Source organism: Haloplanus aerogenes (assembly GCF_003856835.1).
In the GTDB taxonomy this organism is placed as follows: Archaea; Halobacteriota; Halobacteria; order Halobacteriales; family Haloferacaceae; genus Haloplanus; species Haloplanus aerogenes.
Map to the genome: position 1 here is coordinate 714,764 of NZ_CP034145.1, position 18,894 is coordinate 733,657.

General features: G+C 68.4%; 26 protein-coding genes. 12 read left to right on the forward strand and 14 right to left on the reverse strand.

All coding sequences use genetic code 11. The features are described from left to right. Positions 1–8: 8 nt before the first annotated feature. Together DU502_RS03745 and DU502_RS03750 are read right to left on the reverse strand one after the other, a co-directional pair. The gene (locus DU502_RS03745; protein ID WP_124897009.1) at positions 9–845 is read right to left on the reverse strand and encodes a hypothetical protein; all 837 of its coding nucleotides are present in this window, start codon (positions 843–845) and stop codon (positions 9–11) included. Positions 846–911: 66 nt separating this feature from the next. After that, positions 912–2,054, reverse strand: coding sequence for an MBL fold metallo-hydrolase (locus tag DU502_RS03750; RefSeq protein ID WP_121919713.1), 1,143 nt, complete (start codon positions 2,052–2,054; stop codon positions 912–914). An 82-nt stretch (positions 2,055–2,136) separates the two neighbouring features. Here DU502_RS03750 and DU502_RS03755 point away from each other — a divergent pair, with 82 nt between their 5' ends. Beyond that, complete coding sequence (locus DU502_RS03755; protein WP_121919712.1) at positions 2,137–2,775, forward strand: rubrerythrin family protein; 639 nt, start codon at positions 2,137–2,139, stop codon at positions 2,773–2,775. Here DU502_RS03755 and DU502_RS03760 read toward each other — a convergent pair. Then, positions 2,772–3,278, reverse strand: coding sequence for an MOSC domain-containing protein (locus DU502_RS03760; protein WP_121919711.1), 507 nt, complete (start codon positions 3,276–3,278; stop codon positions 2,772–2,774). The genes DU502_RS03755 and DU502_RS03760 overlap by 4 nt on opposite strands. Before the next feature lie 113 nt (positions 3,279–3,391). On the opposite strand from DU502_RS03760, the gene DU502_RS03765 reads away from it, so the two are divergent. Next, a complete protein-coding gene (locus DU502_RS03765; protein ID WP_121919710.1) occupies positions 3,392–4,489 on the forward strand; it encodes an NADH dehydrogenase subunit in 1,098 nt (365 codons plus the stop codon). Here DU502_RS03765 and DU502_RS18125 read toward each other — a convergent pair. Next, a complete protein-coding gene (locus DU502_RS18125; RefSeq protein WP_166033624.1) occupies positions 4,486–4,650 on the reverse strand; it encodes a DUF7331 family protein in 165 nt (54 codons plus the stop codon). The genes DU502_RS03765 and DU502_RS18125 overlap by 4 nt on opposite strands. Positions 4,651–4,699: 49 nt before the next feature. Then, positions 4,700–5,557: an aldo/keto reductase gene (locus DU502_RS03770; protein WP_121919709.1), complete on the reverse strand. Its 858-nt coding sequence runs from the start codon at positions 5,555–5,557 to the stop codon at positions 4,700–4,702. Between the two features lie 92 nt (positions 5,558–5,649). On the opposite strand from DU502_RS03770, the gene DU502_RS03775 reads away from it, so the two are divergent. Together DU502_RS03775 and DU502_RS03780 are read left to right on the forward strand one after the other, a co-directional pair. Then, complete coding sequence (locus DU502_RS03775) at positions 5,650–5,943, forward strand: hypothetical protein (RefSeq protein WP_121919708.1); 294 nt, start codon at positions 5,650–5,652, stop codon at positions 5,941–5,943. Positions 5,944–5,999: 56 nt separating this feature from the next. Further along, positions 6,000–7,448, forward strand: coding sequence for a cryptochrome/photolyase family protein (locus DU502_RS03780; protein ID WP_121919707.1), 1,449 nt, complete (start codon positions 6,000–6,002; stop codon positions 7,446–7,448). Here the strand turns inward: DU502_RS03780 and DU502_RS03785 are convergent. After that, the gene (locus DU502_RS03785) at positions 7,445–8,038 is read right to left on the reverse strand and encodes an AzlC family ABC transporter permease (RefSeq protein WP_121919706.1); all 594 of its coding nucleotides are present in this window, start codon (positions 8,036–8,038) and stop codon (positions 7,445–7,447) included. The genes DU502_RS03780 and DU502_RS03785 overlap by 4 nt on opposite strands. Next, positions 8,014–8,223 carry a hypothetical protein gene (locus DU502_RS03790; RefSeq protein WP_121919705.1) on the reverse strand — a complete coding sequence of 70 codons (210 nt, stop codon included), beginning with the start codon at positions 8,221–8,223 and terminating at the stop codon, positions 8,014–8,016. The genes DU502_RS03785 and DU502_RS03790 overlap by 25 nt, the downstream gene beginning before the upstream one ends. Positions 8,224–8,309: 86 nt before the next feature. On the opposite strand from DU502_RS03790, the gene DU502_RS03795 reads away from it, so the two are divergent. From DU502_RS03795 to DU502_RS03805, 3 genes are all read left to right on the forward strand, one after another. Further along, complete coding sequence (locus tag DU502_RS03795; protein WP_121919704.1) at positions 8,310–8,525, forward strand: hypothetical protein; 216 nt, start codon at positions 8,310–8,312, stop codon at positions 8,523–8,525. A 97-nt stretch (positions 8,526–8,622) separates the two neighbouring features. Beyond that, positions 8,623–9,147 carry a halocyanin domain-containing protein gene (locus DU502_RS03800; protein ID WP_121920118.1) on the forward strand — a complete coding sequence of 175 codons (525 nt, stop codon included), beginning with the start codon at positions 8,623–8,625 and terminating at the stop codon, positions 9,145–9,147. A gap of 78 nt (positions 9,148–9,225) precedes the next feature. After that, on the forward strand, positions 9,226–9,861 hold the full coding sequence (locus DU502_RS03805; RefSeq protein ID WP_121919703.1) for a DsbA family oxidoreductase: 636 nt from the start codon (positions 9,226–9,228) through the stop codon (positions 9,859–9,861). 1 nt (position 9,862) lies between these two features. Here DU502_RS03805 and DU502_RS03810 read toward each other — a convergent pair whose 3' ends face one another. Next, on the reverse strand, positions 9,863–10,855 hold the full coding sequence (locus tag DU502_RS03810; protein WP_121919702.1) for a sugar phosphate isomerase/epimerase family protein: 993 nt from the start codon (positions 10,853–10,855) through the stop codon (positions 9,863–9,865). Next, positions 10,852–11,421, reverse strand: a complete 570-nt coding sequence (locus DU502_RS03815) for a metallophosphoesterase family protein (protein ID WP_121919701.1) — start codon at positions 11,419–11,421, stop codon at positions 10,852–10,854. The genes DU502_RS03810 and DU502_RS03815 overlap by 4 nt, the downstream gene beginning before the upstream one ends. A 134-nt stretch (positions 11,422–11,555) precedes the next feature. Between DU502_RS03815 and DU502_RS03820 the strand changes: the two genes are divergently transcribed. Together DU502_RS03820 and DU502_RS03825 are read left to right on the forward strand one after the other, a co-directional pair. Continuing rightward, positions 11,556–12,620, forward strand: coding sequence for a S1C family serine protease (locus DU502_RS03820; protein WP_121919700.1), 1,065 nt, complete (start codon positions 11,556–11,558; stop codon positions 12,618–12,620). A gap of 146 nt (positions 12,621–12,766) precedes the next feature. Beyond that, positions 12,767–14,647 (forward strand): hypothetical protein, encoded by a 1,881-nt coding sequence (locus DU502_RS03825; RefSeq protein ID WP_121919699.1) that lies wholly within the window; start codon positions 12,767–12,769, stop codon positions 14,645–14,647. Here DU502_RS03825 and DU502_RS03830 read toward each other — a convergent pair. After that, positions 14,644–14,844: a hypothetical protein gene (locus DU502_RS03830; RefSeq protein ID WP_121919698.1), complete on the reverse strand. Its 201-nt coding sequence runs from the start codon at positions 14,842–14,844 to the stop codon at positions 14,644–14,646. The genes DU502_RS03825 and DU502_RS03830 overlap by 4 nt on opposite strands. 49 nt (positions 14,845–14,893) lie before the next feature. Next, positions 14,894–15,127, reverse strand: coding sequence for a DUF2249 domain-containing protein (locus tag DU502_RS03835; protein ID WP_121919697.1), 234 nt, complete (start codon positions 15,125–15,127; stop codon positions 14,894–14,896). Positions 15,128–15,232: 105 nt separating this feature from the next. On the opposite strand from DU502_RS03835, the gene DU502_RS03840 reads away from it, so the two are divergent. From DU502_RS03840 to DU502_RS03850, 3 genes are all read left to right on the forward strand, one after another. Beyond that, positions 15,233–15,712, forward strand: coding sequence for a molybdopterin-dependent oxidoreductase (locus DU502_RS03840; protein ID WP_121919696.1), 480 nt, complete (start codon positions 15,233–15,235; stop codon positions 15,710–15,712). A 41-nt stretch (positions 15,713–15,753) separates the two neighbouring features. After that, a complete protein-coding gene (locus DU502_RS03845) occupies positions 15,754–16,011 on the forward strand; it encodes a zinc ribbon domain-containing protein (RefSeq protein ID WP_121919695.1) in 258 nt (85 codons plus the stop codon). Positions 16,012–16,149: 138 nt separating this feature from the next. Continuing rightward, a complete protein-coding gene (locus tag DU502_RS03850; RefSeq protein ID WP_121919694.1) occupies positions 16,150–17,079 on the forward strand; it encodes a DUF7504 family protein in 930 nt (309 codons plus the stop codon). A gap of 70 nt (positions 17,080–17,149) precedes the next feature. Here the strand turns inward: DU502_RS03850 and DU502_RS03855 are convergent, their stop codons facing one another. From DU502_RS03855 to DU502_RS03865, 3 genes are all read right to left on the reverse strand, one after another. Then, positions 17,150–17,458, reverse strand: a complete 309-nt coding sequence (locus DU502_RS03855) for a HalOD1 output domain-containing protein (RefSeq protein ID WP_121919693.1) — start codon at positions 17,456–17,458, stop codon at positions 17,150–17,152. Between the two features lie 116 nt (positions 17,459–17,574). After that, entirely contained in the window at positions 17,575–18,111 is a 537-nt protein-coding gene (locus DU502_RS03860) for a hypothetical protein (RefSeq protein WP_121919692.1), read from the reverse strand. Then, entirely contained in the window at positions 18,108–18,881 is a 774-nt protein-coding gene (locus DU502_RS03865; protein WP_121920117.1) for a nucleotide-binding protein, read from the reverse strand. The genes DU502_RS03860 and DU502_RS03865 overlap by 4 nt, the downstream gene beginning before the upstream one ends. Positions 18,882–18,894: the final 13 nt, after the last annotated feature.

Below are 18,894 nucleotides of genomic sequence, written 5' to 3' on the forward strand. Positions count from 1 at the left end.
CCGGCGAGTCACGACGGATCGCGGAGCCGAATCGCGGCCGCATCCTCGCCACCCGGGTAGTCCAGTCGGTAGGTTACGTCCGGTTCGCCGTCGCCGAGACGCTCCTCGGCGGGCGACCCGCCCCACGAGTCGGCGACCGAGATGGTCTCGCTCTCCCCGGCCGGCACCAGCCGGCTCAGACGAGTGACCGGCGTGTAAGCGACTACCGGGCCGACGCGGTTGAGCGCCCCGAGGAATCGCCCCGCGGTCGACCCCTCGTTCGTCACGTCGATGGTGATGTCCGGTGCCGTTCTCCCGTCGTGAGTCTCCGGAACGTCGAACGAGGCCGACAGGCGTGGCGTCTCCCCGTCGAGACGCGCGACGATGCCGTCGTCGACGGGCCGCTCTCCGCCGGGCCAGATCAACTGGAGGTCGTCGGTCGCGGTCGACGGCGCCTCGAACAGCACCAGTCCGTCGCTCCGTCCCCGTTCGTACCAGTGGTCCTCCCCCCACGTCGTCCGATACAGGCGGTCGAGCCGCGTCGGGGCGTACCGCACGTCGGCCATTCTGAGTCCGAACGCCTCCCACGAGAGCGGGCCGTCGACGCGAACCGACGCGACGAGATACGGCGTGTCCGCGTGCGAGATCCCGATCGAGTCCGGCGATGATGGCGTCACGACGCCGTACTGGAGGTGGAGGGACTCGACGGTCACGTCGGCAGTCGGCTCGTCGGTCCGTGTCGGCGTCGCCGTCCGCGTCCGCGTCCCTGTCGGTGGCGGCCCGTCGGACTGCCGCCGATTCCCGAGACAGCCGGTCAGGGCAGCGAGCGTTCCGCCCATGCTCGCGACGAACGTTCGTCGGTGCACTGTCGGCGCTTCGGTGCCGGACGACAAGTGTCTTCAGTAGGGGCAAGCGCCGCTTTGACCGACCGGTCAGCCGCTCGCCGAGCAGTTGTTCGGCCCCAACTCCAGTTCGAACGCCGTCTCGTCGTCGACGGATTCCCGGCCGCAGTTGATGGCGACGATGCGGTCGGCGTTGGCCGGTTCCGCCCCCACCTGCGTCACGCGCTCGACGAACGCCGCCTCGTCCATTCCGAAGACGGCGAGTCGCTCACGCAGGTCGCCGAGGCGGGCAACGCGAGGCGCCGTGTCGACACCGGCGTCGGTGTGCCCCGGCGCTATCAGCGTGTCGGCGTCGAACGCGTCGAGACACTCCGTCAGCGTCGCGTACAGCGTTCGGGCCTGTTCGGTGGGGTCGGCATCCTCCTGCAGGTCGGGACGGGCGACGCCGTCGAGAAACACGCTGTCACCGGTGAGCAGTACCTCTCCCACGGCAAAGCCCGTCATCCCCGTCGTGTGTCCGGGGAGCGCGACGGCCCGGAGGGTGGCGTCGCCGATGGCGAGTTCGTCGCCGTCGGTGACCGTCTCGAAGTCACTCCCGTCCGCAACGCCGCGCTCCACCGCCCGCTGTGGCAACACTGGCGTCGCCCCCGTCGCCGCCGCGAGTGCCCGCACGCCGCTCACGTGGTCGGCGTGGACGTGCGTGTCGACGGCGACGGTGAGCGTCGCTCCCAGTTCGTCGGCGTCCTCGCGATACCGCTCGGTGAAGGCACGGAGCGGGTCGATCACGGCCATCTCCGCACCCGAGACGATGGCGTAGCCGAGACAGCCACTCGCCGGCCGGTGGTACTGGTAGACCGTCGTCGCCCCGTCTTCCCACACCACGGTGCGGTCGTACAGCCGCGCCCACGCCTCCATCCCGCCCGCGAGGTTCCGAGCGTCGACGCCAGCGTCGACGAGCTGGTCGGCCACTTCGGCGCTCGCCTCGCCGCGGGGGCAGACCACGACGACCAGCTCCCGTACGTCGGCCGGCAACAGGTCGGCCACGTCGCCGGTGACGCCCGCGGCGACGAACTTCATGTAGGGGACGTGGTGATAGTTCGGCGCCTCGATCCGCCAGCGCTCGATTTCGGTGCGGTCCCGAACGTCCAGCAGGGTCAGGGGGTCGCCGGCGGCGAGGCGACGGCGGAGTTCCGTGGGGGTGACCTGCCCCGCGCGCTCGGTGTCGGTAGCCATACGCCTCCTACGCACCCGACGGCGTTAAGCGCCGGGTCGGTGCGCCGACAGTATAACGAGCGCCGCGAACCAAAGACGGCGCATGGACGGTGACACGCTCGTCGAGACGGTCCGGAAACGGATGGCCACGGAACTCGACCGCCTCGGCTCGGAGAAGGCGCTCGTCGCCGCGACCGAGGCGCAGTTGGACCGCGAGCGCGTGCTGGAATCGACGCTCGCCGCGGAGCGCCGCGCCGCCGCAACGTTCGACGCGTGGGCCGAGAGCGAGGCCGACCCGGACGCTCGGGACGCGTTCGAGCGGGTCGCGGCGCTGGAGCGCGACCATGACGATCGAGTGAGAGAATTGCTGGACGACGCCGATACCGACGCCGCTCCCGACCCCGACGCCCTCCACACCCACCTCCGAAACCTCGATTCGACGCCCGAGCGCGTCGCCGCCGGCCTCGTGGCCCGCCCGCTCGTCAGCGACCGCTCGCTCCTGCAGGTAGTGAACTTCTTCGTCAACGAGGCGGACGAATCGACGGCCGACGTGATCCGCGACCTCCGGTCGGAGACGGCGGCGCTCGTCGACGACGGCGTGGCCCTCCTCGATTCCTGTTGCACCGACGACGCCGACTGGGAGCGCGCCCGCGACGCTGCCGCGGAGACGGTCGCCGTCGCCTACGAAGAGTACGCCGAGACGTTGCAGGGGATGGGTGTCGATCCCGCGCCGGTCTGTTAGTCTTCGGATCGCAGCCGAGCCACGATGTCGTCCGTCCGGTCGGTCGAGCCCAGATCCACCACCTCGTCGCCGACGCCGATCCTGCCGGGGTCGATCACGTCCGCGCAGATACCGCCCCGACCCTTACCCAGGGCGCGGGCCACGCCCTCCTGCTCGGCGAGTTGCTCGACGTGCGAACACGGTGGACGGGGGCGGGTCCCTGTCAGCGTCGCCCCGCCGACGCGGAAGCGGTGGTCGAGCAGGTCGTGGAGGTCGACACCCTCGGTGACGAGGTTGCGTCGGTGCTGGCCGGCCGAAAGCGACAGGCCGAGTTCCGCGTCGATGGCTGCGATATCCTCGCTCGCGATCAGCGTCACCTCGCACACGTCGAACGGGGTGTAGTGGCCCCGCCCCTCGCAGTAGCGGTCGCCGCGGAGGCCGCCCTCGACGGCCGCGACGCGGTCGACCGACTGCATCGGCTCCGACCCCGCATCCGCGACGAAGATGTTCGTGACTCGCTCCATGTTTCGGCTCCGGGGCCGCCGGCCATAACGGTTCGGCACGGGGTCGTGTCGGCGGACTCACAGAACGACGGAATTATATAGTTAATCGTTAACAATACACACGGTAGCGCGGTATGAGCCTCTCGCAACTCGGGCAGATGGCGGTGCCGACCATCGCCACGACGATCCAGAACGCCGGCGTATCGGGAGTGGGTGGAGCCGGATTTCCGACGCACGCGAAGTGGCGACGCCTCGACGACGTGGACCACCTGCTCGTCAACCACCAGGAGAGCGAGCCGATCTACTACATGGATCGGTGGCTCGGTCGGGAACGCGCACACGCGTTCGCGGCCCTGTTCAACGCCTTGCTCGACTCGGGGTTCGAGACGATCGTCGTCACTCCGAAGCAGAAGGACCGCGACTGGACCCGGCCGCTAGAGCGGGTGACGGACGCGACGGTCTACCTCCCAGCGGATCTGCCGGTCGACGCCGACGACGAGTCCGGCGTCGTGTTCGCCTACACCGACGACCAGTACAAGTTCGGGATGGAGAGTGTCCTCCTGAACGTCGCCACCGGGACCGTCGTGGGGCAGGACCTCCCGATGGATCACGGCTGGATCGTCCAGAACACGGAGACGCTCTGGAACGTCTACCGGGCGCTCGACCGGGGCGCCCCGACGACGCGGACGTACGTCCACGTCGCCGGCAACGTCCCTCGCCACCGCTTCCTCGACGTACCTGTCGGGACGCGCGCCGCCGACCTCCTCGACGCCGCTGGCCGGCCTATCGGCTCGCTCTCGGACACCGAAGTCCTTCTGCACGGCGGGCCGGGGTGGTCGTTCCGGACCGACACCACGCCCGAGGAGTTCCGGGTGTCCAAGCGAACCAACGCCGTCCTCGTGATGGATCGAGAGGTCGTCGCGGCAAACACGTACGGCGAGGGGCGGATCGATGTCCTCGACGCTCGTGACTGGGACGACGATCACGAGACCGAACCGACGCGACTCGCCCCCGACGCCGTCGGCGTCCCCCTCGTCACCAATCCGGCCATCGACATCGTCGCACCGGGCGAGCCGCTGGTGTCGTCGGGCGACCGCGTCGAGAAACGAGAGATGATCGCCACGCCGGGCGACGGCATCAGCAACGCCCACCACGCACCCATCGACGGCATCGTGACCGACGTGACGGACACGCGCGTCGACATCCGGGCGGACGTGTGTCCGGTCGACTAGGGTTCGACTGTCGTCGTCGCGTCGGATTTGAGCCACGCACGGGCGTTTCGTCGGTCGCAGATCACCAGCGCCCCGTCGTCCTCGTAGTCGGCGTAGCGGTCGAACTCGGTCGTTTCGGCGATGTCGCCGTCGACCCGTTCGGCACGCGTTCGGTTCTGCATCTATCGACTGTCAGTGGACCGGAAACTTCAGTGAACCGATCCGCGCTCGTCACACGGGGAGGCGGGACCGGGCGAACCCACCGAACGTCCGGAGTTTCGACGGCCGGCGGATCCGAGTCATCTCCGACTCGGTCAGTTCGAAGTCGAACACGTCGAGGTTCGCGGCGAGGTGGTCGCGGCTCGTCGCCTTCGGAATCGCACCGACGCCGTCGTGTTGAATCGCCCACCGGATCGCCACCTGCGCGGCCGTCTTGTCGTAGCGTCGACCGATGCCGACGAGAACGTCGTCGTCGAGGACGCCCCCGTGACACAGCGGGCTGTACGCCGTCAGCAACACGTCGTGACGCCTGCAGTACGAGAGCAGGCGCCGCTGGTCCCAGTAGGGGTGAAACTGCACCTGGTTGGCGAAGATGGGGGCGTCCGACTGTCGTCGCGCCCGATCCAGCAGGCGGATGTCGAAGTTCGAGACGCCGATGTGGCGCACCAGCCCCTCGTCGACGAGTTCGTTCATGGCCTCTAGCGTCTCCGCGAGCGGTGGTCTGCCGGGGAGGCGCACCGGCACGAACGGCGGGCGACCGTTCGGCCAGTGGATCAGGAGGAGGTCGAGGTAGTCCGTTCCCAGTCGGTCGAGGCTCTCCCGGACCGACCGCTGCACCGTCTCGCGGCGCCGACTGTCGCCGTCGAGTTTCGTCGCGAGGAACACGTCCTCGCGATCCACGTCGCTCTCGCGGATGCCGGCACCGACCGCTCGCTCGTTGCCGTAGGCCTGTGCGGTGTCGACGTGGCGATATCCCAAATCGAGTGCCGTCTCGACGGCCCGCCGACAGTCGTCGCCGCGGAGGCGCCACGTCCCGAGGCCGACGGCGGGCACGTCGACGCCGCCGACGGTCACGGTGTCGTCTGTCATACGGTACCACGGGACGCGGTCGTGGTAAGGGTGACGGGTGCCACCGCTGCCGCGACCGACGGCGTCTTTGGCCGCGCGTCCAACCTCCGCCCGTGACCAGCGAGTACGAGTACTCCGGCGACGTGATGGACGTTCTGGGGCAGTTGTTCGAGGCGGGGGCGACGGCGCTCGACGGCTCCACGGGCAGTCGTCCCCCGGTCGACGACATCCGCCAGATCCTCACGAGCGCCGAGACGGTGGCGACGAACAAACTCCCCGACGGCGAGTTTCGGTCGACGCTGCTCGACGGCTGTGAGCGGGCGCTGGCGAACCTCGACGAGAGGGCCTTCGACTCGGCCGCCGTCCGTTGCCGCGAGATGGCTCGCGAAGTCGACACGCGGCGATAGTCGGATACGCTGTAGCCGGATCGAGTCTTTATGCCGACCCGTTCCTACCGCCCGGTATGCGCCTCCACTGGCACCGGACGGATCTGCGGCCATCGGACAACCTCGCGCTGGTGAGCCCCGATGACAGCGAGGAGCCACGCTCCTCGGGGAGCCGGCCTCCGGCCGGCGACGACCCGATCCTCCCGGTGTACGTTTTCGACCCGAAGATTCTCGACCACGCCGCCCCGCCACGCGTCGCGTTCGTCCTCGACAGCCTCGCCGCCCTCCGCGAGTGGTACCGGGACCGCGAGAGCGACCTGCTCGTGGTCCGCGGCGAGGCGCCCGCCGAACTCGCCCGCCTCGCCGACGACTACGGGGTCGACACAGTGTCGTGGGCGCAGGCCTACTCCGGATTGGGTCGACGCCGGGACGACCGGGTGGCCGACCACCTCAACGAGATGGGCGTCGAGACCCGCATCGTCCACGACCACCTCCTCCACGAACCGGGGTCGATCACGACGAACGCGGGGGAGCCGTACTCGGTCTACAGCTACTTCTGGAAGAAGTGGAAAGATCGGGAGAAACGGGGATCGGTGCCGGGGCCGGGCGCGGATCGACTCGCCGACCCACCGCACGACACACCGATCCCCACGCTCGACGACCTGGGCTTCGACCGCCCCGAAGCCGAGATTCCGCCCGGCGGCTACATGGAGGCGCGGCACCGCCTCAACGACTTCTGTTCGGACGACATCTACCGCTACGAGGACGCCCGCGACGACCCGGCGGCGAACGCCACTTCCCGGCTCTCGCCCCACCTGACTCACGGGACCGTTGGCATCCGGACGGTCCACGACCGGGTGGTGCGCGCCCGCGAGACGGCGCCCAACGACGCGACTCGGGAGGCGGTCGAGACGTTCCGCGGCGAACTCGCGTGGCGGGAGTTCTACCACCACGTCCTCTACTTCAACCCCGAGGTGGTGACCGAGAACTACCGCGACTACGAGAACCCTATCGAGTGGCGCGACGACCCCGAGGCTCTACAGGCGTGGAAGGACGGCGAGACGGGCTATCCCATCGTCGACGCCGGGATGCGCCAGTTGCGCGCGGAGGCGTACATGCACAACCGCGTGCGGATGATCGTCGCCTCCTTCCTCACGAAGGATCTCCTGATCGACTGGCGCGAGGGGTACGACTGGTTCCGGCGGAACCTCGTCGACCACAACCCCGCGAACGACAACGGCGGCTGGCAGTGGGCCGCCTCCACGGGCACCGACGCTCAGCCCTACTTCCGCATCTTCAACCCGATGACACAGGGCGAGCGTCACGACCCCGACGCCGAATACATCCGCGAGTACGTGCCCGAACTCCGGGGCGTCGACGCCGATCTGATCCACGACTGGCACGACCTCTCCCCGACCCAGCGCCGGCGGACGGCGCCCGATTACCCGGCGCCCATCGTCGAGCACAGCGAGCGCCGGGAGCAGGCGCTGGCGATGTTCGAACGAGCGCGGGGGGAAGACGACTAACCCAACTGACCCCGGAACAGCAACACGGCGACGACGCCCACCACCAGTGCGAGGAGGACGCTGTCGGTGCGGTGCGCGACTAGCACGACGGCCACCCCGGCGGCAGCGACTCCCCACGGCGCGACCGAGCGCCGCCCCGGCCAGAGGCCGGCCGCGATGGTCAGAAAGACCGCCGTCAGGACGAAATCCAGCCCGTAGCGCGCGGGGTCGCCGATGGCGCTCCCCGCCACCGCGCCGGCGACGGTCGCGACGATCAAGAACGCCCAGATAGCCAGTCCGCTCCCCAGCAGGAACGCGCCCCGGCCGCTCCCGTCGCGGAGGTCACGCACCGTGAGCGCCCAGTTCTCGTCGGTGATGAAGAAGACGCTCGCGTACGTCTCCAGCGGCGACAGCTTCTCGAACCACGGCCGGAGGGCGGCGCCCATCAGGACGTACCGGAGGTTGATGACGAAGGTGGTGAGCAGGACGGCCACGACCGGAATGGGCGTATCCCAGAGTTCGACGGCGACGAACTGGGCGCCGCCGGCGAGGACGGTGGCGCTCATCAGCGCCGCTTCGGTGACGCTCAACCCGACGCGACGGGCGAGCATCCCGAACACGAGGCCGTAACCGGCGACAGCGAGGAACGACGTTCCTCGGGCAGCCGGTGCGACGCGCCGGCGACGCCGAGCGCGACGGGGAGGCAGGCCACGACCCCCGCCCACGCGTCTCCGGCCGCGAACGTCACGTCGTCGTCGGCAGACGACTCAGTCCCGGTGGAGGGCTCGGCGGACATCACCCCTTCCTGTTTCCCGGATGGGAGCAGTAGTGACGGTTACCTTCCCCCGACCTTTTTATCCCCCAGCACGAGGCTCACTACTCATGACCAGCGACGACGACCCGACGGTGCCCATCGTCTGCCCGGCCTGTGACACGACGACCCGGGTTCGGCTCGCGGACGTGGCGGACGCCGTCGACCGACACAACGAGAGCGTCCACGACGGCGAGGAGGTCGCGGCGGTCGACCCCGCCATCGCGGACCGCCTCGCCGACCTCGTGGCCGAGGATATGGGTCTGCTTGACGGCGAGGACGGCTGACGGCGCGAGTCCGGCCTACTCTCACGATCCGGGTCTCGACCCGAACGTGTTCGCCAGAACGCTCGCTTCGAACCGGGACGACAGTCGACGTGGGAAGATGTTCGAATCTACACGCACCCGCCGGTCGGTCGTCCTGTCGACGAGTACGCTCGCACTCACTGCACTCGCCGGCTGTAGCGGCAGTAGCGGCGGTGGTGGCGAGGATGACGGTGGAAGCGGCGGCAGCGGCGGTGGGAGCACCGACACCGAGAGTGATGGGGGTGGTAGCGGTGGCACCCCCAGTTTCGACGGCTGGATGGAGAACGTCGGCAACTACGACGGCGTCGCCGACGAGACGGGGAGTAGCGAGGTGACCGTCGCCGTCGGCGCCTCCGGCAACGGCGGGAATTTCACGTTCGATCCGGCGGCGATCCGGGTGTCGACCGGCACGACGATCGTCTGGGAGTGGACCGGACAGGGCGCCCAGCACAACGTCGCCGCCGAGGGCGGCGGCTTCGAGAGCGACCTCTCCTCCGAGGAGGGGTACACCTTCGAACACACGTTCTCCGAGGCGGGAACGTACAAGTACGTCTGCACTCCCCACCGGACGCTGGGGATGAAAGGCGCCGTCGTCGTGGAGTGACGGCAGTGGCGGTGGTCGTGCGACCACCGGTCACAGCCGAGTCGCACTCTTTTACTCCGCGCCGCTCCGTGCATACGTATGAGCGACACTACAGCGCGCGAGCGCATCACGATCTACTCCGACTACGTCTGCCCGTTCTGTTATCTCGGGCGGCAGTCACTCGATCGGTATCAGGACGAGCGCGAGGAGTCGTTAGAGATCGACTGGCGGCCGTTCGACCTTCGTGCCGGGAAGCGCGGCCCGGACGGCGAGATCGACCACTCCGTCGATGACGGCAAGGACGACGACTACTACCAGCAGGCCCGGGAGAACGTCCGCCGCCTGCGCGAGAACTACGACGCGGAGATGGCCCAGGAGATTGCGACGGATGTCGATTCCCGCCCGGCGCAGGCCGTCTCGCTCCACGTGAAGGAGACGGAGCCGTACGAGACGTGGCTGGCGTTCGACGAGGCGGTCTTCGAGGCGCTGTGGGCCGACGGGCGCGATATCGGCGACGCGGACGTACTCGCCGACTGTGCCGAGACGGCGGGGCTCGACCCTGACCTCGTCTCGGCGGCCCTTGACGACGACGTGCTTCTTGACCGCCTCGACGAGCAGTTCCGCGCGGCGCAACAACAGGGCGTCACAGGCGTCCCCACTTTCGCGTACGGCGGTCACGCCGCCCGCGGTGCGGTGCCGCCGGCGCAGTTGCGGCGACTGGTCGAGGGGACGTGAGCTATCGACGCTCCCGCAGGTAGTCGACCGTCTCTCCGACGACGGCCGGCGTCCGATACGGCGGGTCGAGTTCGACCACGATCGATCCCCCGTAGTTCCGGTCGTCGAGGCAGTCGAACACGCGTCCGATGGACAGATCGCCCGCTCGCGGCGGAAGGTGATGATATCGGCCACCGGGTTCCAGCGTGCCGACCGACTCGTCCGCTGCGAGGCCGTACTCCTCGCGAACGGCCGAGAGCCGACGGTCGTCGTCCGGCACCGTCCCGTGGATGTGGATAGAGGCGAGCGGCCGCATCGCGTCCAGCATCCGAAGCGGCTCCCGCGCGTGACCGAGGTCACACGTGAACTGCAGCGAGTCGGGAACGGCCTCGCGGTCCGTATCGGGCTGCATCTCGATCGCTTGGTGTGCCCGTCGCAGTCGCTGCGCGTCCCCCGGCGTCGTGAGGAGGTACTCGAAGCGCCCCCGAGGACAGACGTTCTCGACGGCGACGGTCGTCGAGAGCCACTCGCTGTCCTCGATTCGTGCTGCGGCTTCGGCGAGGTTGGCGACCAACATCGACCGCAGGGGTTGGAGGTCCGGGTCGTCGCCCGTCGGGAACCGTGGGGGATGGGCCGTCAGCACCGACGGGTCGGCGTACGGCTCCCGGCCGCCGTCGTCGGTGAGGCTCGATTGAGCGTCTTTCACCGCCGACAGACAGCGTTGCCATCCACCATTCGAACAGAGGTCGTACATCGGCGTGCCGTGGACGCTGGCGACGTCGAGACCGTACTCCTCCCGGAGCCGTTGGACGGGTCCTCGGAGCTGATACTCCGCGTTCAGGAAGCCGAAGAGGCCGTCCGACTCGTGTCGTGGCGGGGTGACGAACAGCTCGACGGCGTCGCACTCCCGCCCGACCGCCTCGAGAAACGCCCGTCTCCGGCTGGACTCGCCATCTCGGCCTGCCCGAGACACGAACAGATCCGGCACCGAGAATCGGATGTCGGGACTCGTCATTCGTGGACGTACTGTCGGGCCGCTTGCGTGTCTCGGAGGCGCGTCCCCGGTGTACACTCGTCCAGAATGCGTGTCACCACGTCGAGCGTAATCGGTCGGAAGTTCAGCAGTTCGCTACTCACGTTCACGCGCCGGTCGTCGTACGCGACGAAGGGGTACGTCTCGGTGTCGTTGTTGTGGTGGTGGCCGTGGAGCACCCATCCGTCCCACGACTCGGGAACGTCTTCCGGTCGGTGCGTGCAGTAGAAGCGGTAGTCGCCGTGTTCGAGGACACAGGAGTCGAGCACCGGAAACGGCGCGTCTTCGGGAGCGAGACCTACGTCGTGGTTTCCACGGACGAGCACGTCGCCGTCGAGTCGCTGGAAGTATTCGACCGTCTCCCGCCCGTCCTGCATGTCCATCGCCACGTCGCCGAGGTGGACGAGGAGGTCGGCCGCGTCGACCGTCTCGTAGTGCCGGTCGAGGAGTGTCGAGTCCATCTCGCCGACGCTACTGAACGGCCGGTCGCAGTACTCGATGATGTTCGCGTGACCGAAGTGGTGGTCGGAGATTACGTACCGGCCCATACACGCGGGGTGGGCGGTTTCCTGAAAATTGTTTTGGGGATTCGGATCGTGGTCAGCGATTTCGTATAGCAATACGTGGTTTATTCACCCTGCCCACCCCAATCTATTCCCCGCCGTATCCCTCAGTTCGACCGATGACCAACCACGGACCGAGCAGACGGCGGTTCCTCCAGGCGGGCGCGCTGGCGCTGACTGCGGGGCTGGCGGGCTGTGGATCGTCGGCGCCGGCGGCGCAGGAGGGGAGCGGGGACAGCGCGACGACGACCGGACCGAGTCCCTACACCCGCGTCTACCGCGAGGCCATCGACTCGGTGTTGCTCGTCGAGACCCGGCAGGGGAGCGGCACGGGATGGGTCTACGACGGGACACACGTCGTCACGAATGCCCACGTCGTCGGGGATGCGACGGCGGTCGACCTCCGGACGCGCGACGGCCGCTGGCACACGGGCGAGGTGATCGGCACCGACCCCAACAGCGACCTGGCGGTGATCGAACCCGACGGCCTGACCGACGCGGCGACTCCACTCTCGCTCGCGGAGTCCCCGGCGACCATCGGACAGGAGGTAGTCGCCATCGGCAACCCGTTCGACCTCGACGGGTCGGTGACGACGGGGGTCGTCAGCGGCACGGATCGGTCGATCCCCGCCCCGACGGGGTTCAGCATTCCGGACGCCATCCAGACGGACGCGGCGGTCAATCCGGGCAACAGCGGCGGCCCGCTGATGGCGCTCGACGGACGAGTGGTCGCCGTCATCAACTCCGGCGGCGGCGACAACATCGCCTTCGGCATCTCCGCGGCCCTCGCCCGGCGCGTCCTCCCCGAACTGATCGAGACAGGATCGTTCGAACACTCCTTCCTCGGTGTCTCCGTCACCACCGTCACGCCCGCAGTGGCCGAGGCGAACAGGCTCACGGACCCCCGCGGCCTCTTGGTCGTCACCATCGCCCCCGACGGCCCGGTCGACGGCGTTTTCCAGCCCAGCGAGGACGCCGAGACGGTCGAGGGCGAGCGCATCCCCGTCGGCGGCGACGTGTTGCTGGCGGTCGACGGGACGCGAACGGATACGACGGAGGCGCTCGGGAGCTACCTCGCGCTGGAGACTCGCCCCGGCGACACCGTCTCCATGACGATTCTGCGCGACGGGGAGGAGCAGACCGTCGAGGTGGAACTCGGCACGCGGCCGACGCGGCCCTCGTGAGCCGACGCGACCGATCTGTGTCCGAATTCGACTCGCTGATAATCGGACCGGACCACTCATAAGCTGTCCCGCGTTCCGTTCCAACCACGGAGGCTCTCAGGGTGGACGAACGAGTCATCCTCGTATTGTTGGTTGTCGGTTTCGGAGTGTCGACGCTCGGAACGCCGGCTGCCGCCCAGTCTTCGCCGCCGCCGGACGTGGCCGTCACCGTCGATGGCCTGCCACTCGATGTCGGCGACGTCCACCACACGTCGGCCGATCCGTGGATGAGCGTGACAGTGACGGCTCCCGAGGGCGAGACAGTTCGGTTAGTGGAGGTTCGAGTCGATGGAGAGACCAGACACGTCTTCGAGCCGTCCACTCGTCGGACCGACCGAAACGTCGTTCTCGACCTGTCAAACGGCGAGCATCGGATCACTGTCGTCGCCAAGGCCGGCACCACCGAGACGTACGCCGCGACGATCGTTCGGGACGACCGCGCGCCGACGGTCACGTTCGACCAGCCCCTCCGGGGCATGCCGGTCTCCTATGGCACCGACACGTTGGAACGCCTCGGTACCCAACGACCGACGTTCCTCGTGGACGGTGCTCCCGTCTCGACCCTCCCGGATGTACAGACGCTGACCGTGTCGAACTCCACGCTGACCATCGCTGGCTCCATCGAAGACGACTCCGAGATACGGGCTGTCAGGATCGAACACGCCTACGAATACGCCGCGGTCGGCGGGCGGATGCCCGGAAGCACCGACTTCGCTTACGATCCAGTCGACCGAGTGCCGATCCACCCCGGCATCTCGCTTCCACGGGACAACGTCGACGGCGACGCTTATCCCGAGCGGGTGGATACGTACTTCTCGTCGTCGCCGGGTGACTCGTTCAATCGGACGGTGACGCTCGCGCTCGGAGCCAACTACTTCCGGATCACCGTCGAGGACGCCCTCGGAAACGTCGCTGTCGAACACGTCGTCGTCACCGTCGAGGACGGCACGGGTCCGACGCTGAATGTCACCGACGTTCGCTACGTGTCGAAGACGCGTCTCCACATCGAGGGGACGGTCCGCGACGAGGTGCAGGTCCACGACGTGTGGCTCGAGGAGACGCTGGTGACACTCGACGATATCGAGGCCGATGTCGACCTCGAAGCCCTCGACGGGTCGGACATCTGTACGGCCGCCGACACGCTGGACTTCGACGACGAGGAGACCCTCTGTTCGGTGTACAGTGGAGCGACCGTCTACGTCCGCGAGGACATCGATGCCCTGATCGTTCGCCACCGGTTGATATTCCGGAAACCGACAGTCCCAGACGCCGATCGGAAACGTATCCGCTTTGATACGACGGTGTACCATCCACCGGAAGCCGACCGCTTCGTGATGGGAACGAACGACACCGCTCTCAACCCCCGATACCGGTCGTACACACTCGCGACGTTCCTCGCGCCGAACGTCACCGTGGCCGACAGCCGCACCGGCTACGTTGACGAGAACACCGTCACGGTCAGTGGCCGTGTCGTCGACGGGCAAGTCCGCGAGGTGAGCGTCGAGACAGTCGATCCCACCACGGGCCGCATCGTCGATATCGACCCGGTCGACCTCGGAACGAACGGGTCGTTCACGACGCGGCTCGCGGCCACGCCCGACGAGACGCAGGTTCGAGTGCGCGCCCGCGACGCCAGCGGGGCCGAATACGTGACGAACGCGACGGTTTCGGGGCCGCTCGAACCGACCACGACACCGGCGGGCGACGGTGATGACGGAGCCGATGCCGATACAGGGGTGGAATCGAACGCTGGTGGGGACGACGCGGCCGTGACCAATTCGACGGCGAACGACACGGCCGCTGGTGGGGTTCGCATCCCCGTCGTCGACGTCGTGATCCCCGTTCCGTCGGTGGGCATCCCCGACGCGCTCGGTGCCTCGGTGTCCGCGCCCCTCCCCGTCGTCGGACCGGTCGATATCCCCCTCATTGCCGGCGTGCCGCTACTCCTCGTCGTCGCCGTCGCCGGCGCCCGCGCTCGGAGCGGCTAATCCTGCGGAAAGCGAACGAGGCCGACGGCGAGCAGACACGCCGCGAGCGCGGACCCGCCCCCGGCCGCCACCTCGATGGAGGCGGCGGAGACGACGCCGACGGCGACGCCGCCGAAGAGGGAGAGACCCATCGCCGCGAGCAGGTAATCGACGCTCCGGGGCACCTCGGGCGTCGAGCGAACGCGCGAATCGGTCATCCGTGCTAATTACATCTAATTAGACGCGGGTGTATCTTTCGCCTCGTAGTCACTTCTTGGGGAGCGTTGCCACGAACTCTTCGGGGCCACGCTGTTCGACCACGTAGCCCTCGGCGTCGAAGGCGTCGCGTTCGGCGCGGAATTCGTAGAAGAGCGGCTGTGGATCGTGGTCGTTGACGATTGTCAGTTCCTCCCCGGCGTCGAGGTCGTCGAACGCGGCGTGGATCGTCTCGTGGCGTTGGCTGGGTGGCAGGTCGCGCAGGTCGAGTCGGTCGGTAGCCATGGATAGACGAGCGCGCCCGCCCACGGTGACGCTTGGCCCGAACATATTCGATCCCGAACCTGGCCGGGCGAACACCTTTGTCGATGTGTGCCCTTCCAGTCGGGTATGACACACTCGGACCCGCCGGCGGACGCCGATCCGGCCCGCTGGACGGTGACTCTGGCCGGCGCCGTCGCCGACCCACAGACGATGCGCGCGAGCGACCTCGCGTCGCTGGTCGGGGAACCGATGGAATCGTCGACGGCCTGCGAGGGGGAGACCGCCGAACCGAGTCGGTGGCGCGGCGTCCGCGTCGGGACGCTCCTCGGTCGGGCGCGGCCGCGGGCCGACGCCTCGCACGCGCTGGTTCACTCGGCCGACCCCGACTACGCCTGTGGATTCGACCTCGACCGCCTCCGCGACGCCCTCCTCGCGGTGCGTCTCGACGGCGAGCCGATTCCGACCGAGCGGGGCGGTCCCGTCCGCCTCCTCGTCGACGACGCCGACTGCTGGGAGCGCGTGAAGTGGGTGTCGCGGATCGACGTGCTCGACGAACCACCGGGTGACGCCGACACCGCGCGCGACGTGGTGCCGGCCGACGATTGAGAAATCGCCACGCACTTCTCTCCAACGCGTCAACGCCGCGCATGGTCGGATCGCGGACGGCCACGGCCGCCGTCGGACTGGTCGCCAGCCTTCTCGTGAGCGTCGCCGCGTGGTACTACTTCGACACCCTGCTCGCCTTCCTCTTCCTGCCGTTCGTTCCCATCCTGTGGCGGTCGAGTCGCGACGAGACACCGCCAGTCCGGGAGTGTTCGGCGTGCGGGTTCGCCACGCGCGACCAGTCGTTCGATTACTGCCCGCGTGACGGCACGCCGCTCGACCGGCGCGGCGACGGATCGTGATACTCCCGGCCGTCCGTCCACGGCGAGCGTCGGCACGCCGAGGTGCCGAACCCCGCCGGACAGTTGCACCGTGGGAGCGCCACCGACGTTCACGTATCTTTATATCGTTGTCGTGACAACCGCCTCTCGACAGCCAGTATGGGGGGCCCGAACAGCGACGAGTCGAGTGGGAAGAGTAGCGATTCACGACCGACTGCGACGTTACTGTTGGGTGGTGACGCCGCATTCGGGAGCGACGCGTCACCCGACCTCTCGCCCGAGAGGACGAACGTCCTCGTCGTCTCCGTCGCGCGGTCGGTGCAGGCCGTCGTCGAGGACTGGCGGGAGTACGTAGGGGCGTTGCCCGCCGCGTTCGGCCTGATCACCTACGCGGAGTTCGACCGATCGGCGTCCGCGTCGGCGTCCACCGGCAGACCGCCGCGTCAGCCCCTCCCCGGCAGCAACATCACGCTCACCTCGATGGCCGATCCGTCCGACCTGCGACGGCTCGGCACGGCGGTCACGCTCTATCTCGACGACTGGGCGGACACCGACCGCGAGACGCTCGTCTACGTCGACGCGCTCGCCCCCTTCGTCGACGCGAGTGGCCCCGAATCGACCTTCCAGTTCCTCCATCTGCTGGTCCAGAGCGCCGACCAGCTCGACGCCGACGTGGTCGTCCGCTTCGACCCTTCGACGGCCGACGACCGAACGGTCAACACGTTCCGGCCACTGTTCGACGAGGTGGTCGACGCCACGACGACGGCCGCGTTCGACGCGGACGAACTCCGTGCCGTGCTCGGGAACAATCGCCGGCGGTTCGTGCTCCGGGTGCTCCTCGACACGTCGTCGATCGAACTGGAGCGGCTCGCGACCCGACTCGCACGCTGGGAGAACGATACCGACGAGCCGACGGACGCCGAATACGACCGGGCGTACACCGCACTGGCGTCCATCCACGTCCCACGGCTGGCCGAGGTGGGTCTCGTGGCGTTCGACCGGCCGACCGAACGGGTGCGACTCGCTGACGGGAACTGGTCTACGGAGCGTCTCGAACGATATCTGACGACACCATCGGACGACGACTGAAGCGCGATCCGCGGGACTGCCGGCCACCCCTCGCCGTACCCAGCGGCTCGTTCGTGGCGAACGCTTACGACTACGGATTCGGATCGACGCGGACCTCGCCGTCGCCGTCGATCGTCACGTGACAGCCGGCGAGTTCGAACTCGATCGTGCCACCCTCTCGGGGCGTTCCGTCGTATTTGGGGCTGAAGATACGGTTCAGCGCATCCGGCTGAATCACGCTGTTGAGGTTCACGTCGGTCGGTTCCTTACCGGTCGCTTCGAGGACGGCGTGAACGACGGTGACACTCAGCTCGATATCGCTCGTCTCGTAGTAGTTGACGACGTACACTCCGTCTTCCGCACCGTCGTCGGCTGCCGGGCGATTGTGTGAATTTTGCATGGTGATGCGACGTCGGATACTCCCCCTTTCATTTCAACCAATATTAAAGATGTGTGTGCCTCGGGCGACCGGGCCCCGGGTCACAACACGATAGCAGAATGACAACATCCTGCACGCTACTCGTCGAGGGCGTCGGTCAGGCCCCACTCTTCGGCGCGGGCACGGGCCTCTTCGCGCGCCCGGTCGCGGATGGCCTCGATCTGTGCCTCGTCGGCCAGAAATGCCTCGACAGCGTCGGTGTCGTCGTTGCCGAGGCGGTCGTCGGGCGCGGCCTCGCGGGTTCGGGTCACGAGGTTACGGTCGGCCCCGAGTCGCTCCGCCGGCAGCCCCGGCGACACCCGGAGGTCGTCGGCTTCGTGGGCCTCGGCCAGCGCCGACGCGTCGAGTTCGTAGAGTTCGACGCTGTACGGGCCGGGGCCGGCCACGTCGGCCAGCGCGTCGGCGCCACCCCGGTCGGTCTCGGTGCAGTACGCCAGCACCGGAATCCCGTCCTCGAAGGTGACGACGCCGCGTGTCTCGTCACCGAGCAGGACGGCGTCTTGCGGCTCCAGGACGGCGTAGCCCGTCAGCCGTCGCTCCAGTGCCGTCGCCAGCGCCGCCCCGGGGTCGTCGACGACCCGCGAGCGGATCAGGTCTCCGCGCGGGATCTTCATACTTCGTCCGGCACGACCGCGCTCCGGAAGCGAGCGGCCACGTCCTCGCTTGCCCCGTCGCGCACGTCGAGTCGGCTCGCTGCCTCGCGGAACGCCTGTGACGCGGGCGCGTCCGGTGCGTGGGCCAGGAGAGGTTCACCCGCCTGCCGGGCCTCTCTGGCGGCGTCGCTCTCCGGAATCACGCCCAGCGTCTCGCCGCCGAAGTAGCGGTCGGCCTGTTCGGCGACGCGTTCGATCCCCTCGTCGTCGCGGACGCGGTTGAACAGCGTCCCTGCCGTCTCCGTGCCGTACGACCGGGCGTACTCCTGCACCTTGAGGCCGTCCGAGAGCGCCGGAATCGTCGGCTGGAGGACGATCACCGTCCGGTCCGCGAGGACGATAGGCAGGACCGCGCTCTTCGACCCCAGTGCCGCCGGCGAGTCCAGCAGGAGTACGTCCGTATCGGCGGCGAGTTCCGCGACCACGTCGCGCAATCGTTCGGGATCGGCCGCCTGGAACGCCGCCAAACTCGTCCCGCAGGGGACGACCTTCATCCCGAAGCGTTCGTACACCGCCTCGGAGACAGCGGCGTCCGCCTCCTCGACCAGTAGATCGTGAAGCGTCACCGCCGCGTCGTCGAGGCCGGCGTGAAAGAGCAGGTTCGCCATCCCCGTGTCGGCGTCGACGACCGTCACGTCGTGGGTCTCGGCGAGCGCCATCCCGAGCGCGAGCGTACTCGTCGTCTTTCCCGTCCCACCCTTGCCGCTCGCCACGGCGAACGCCTCGACCATCGCCGTCGAGTAC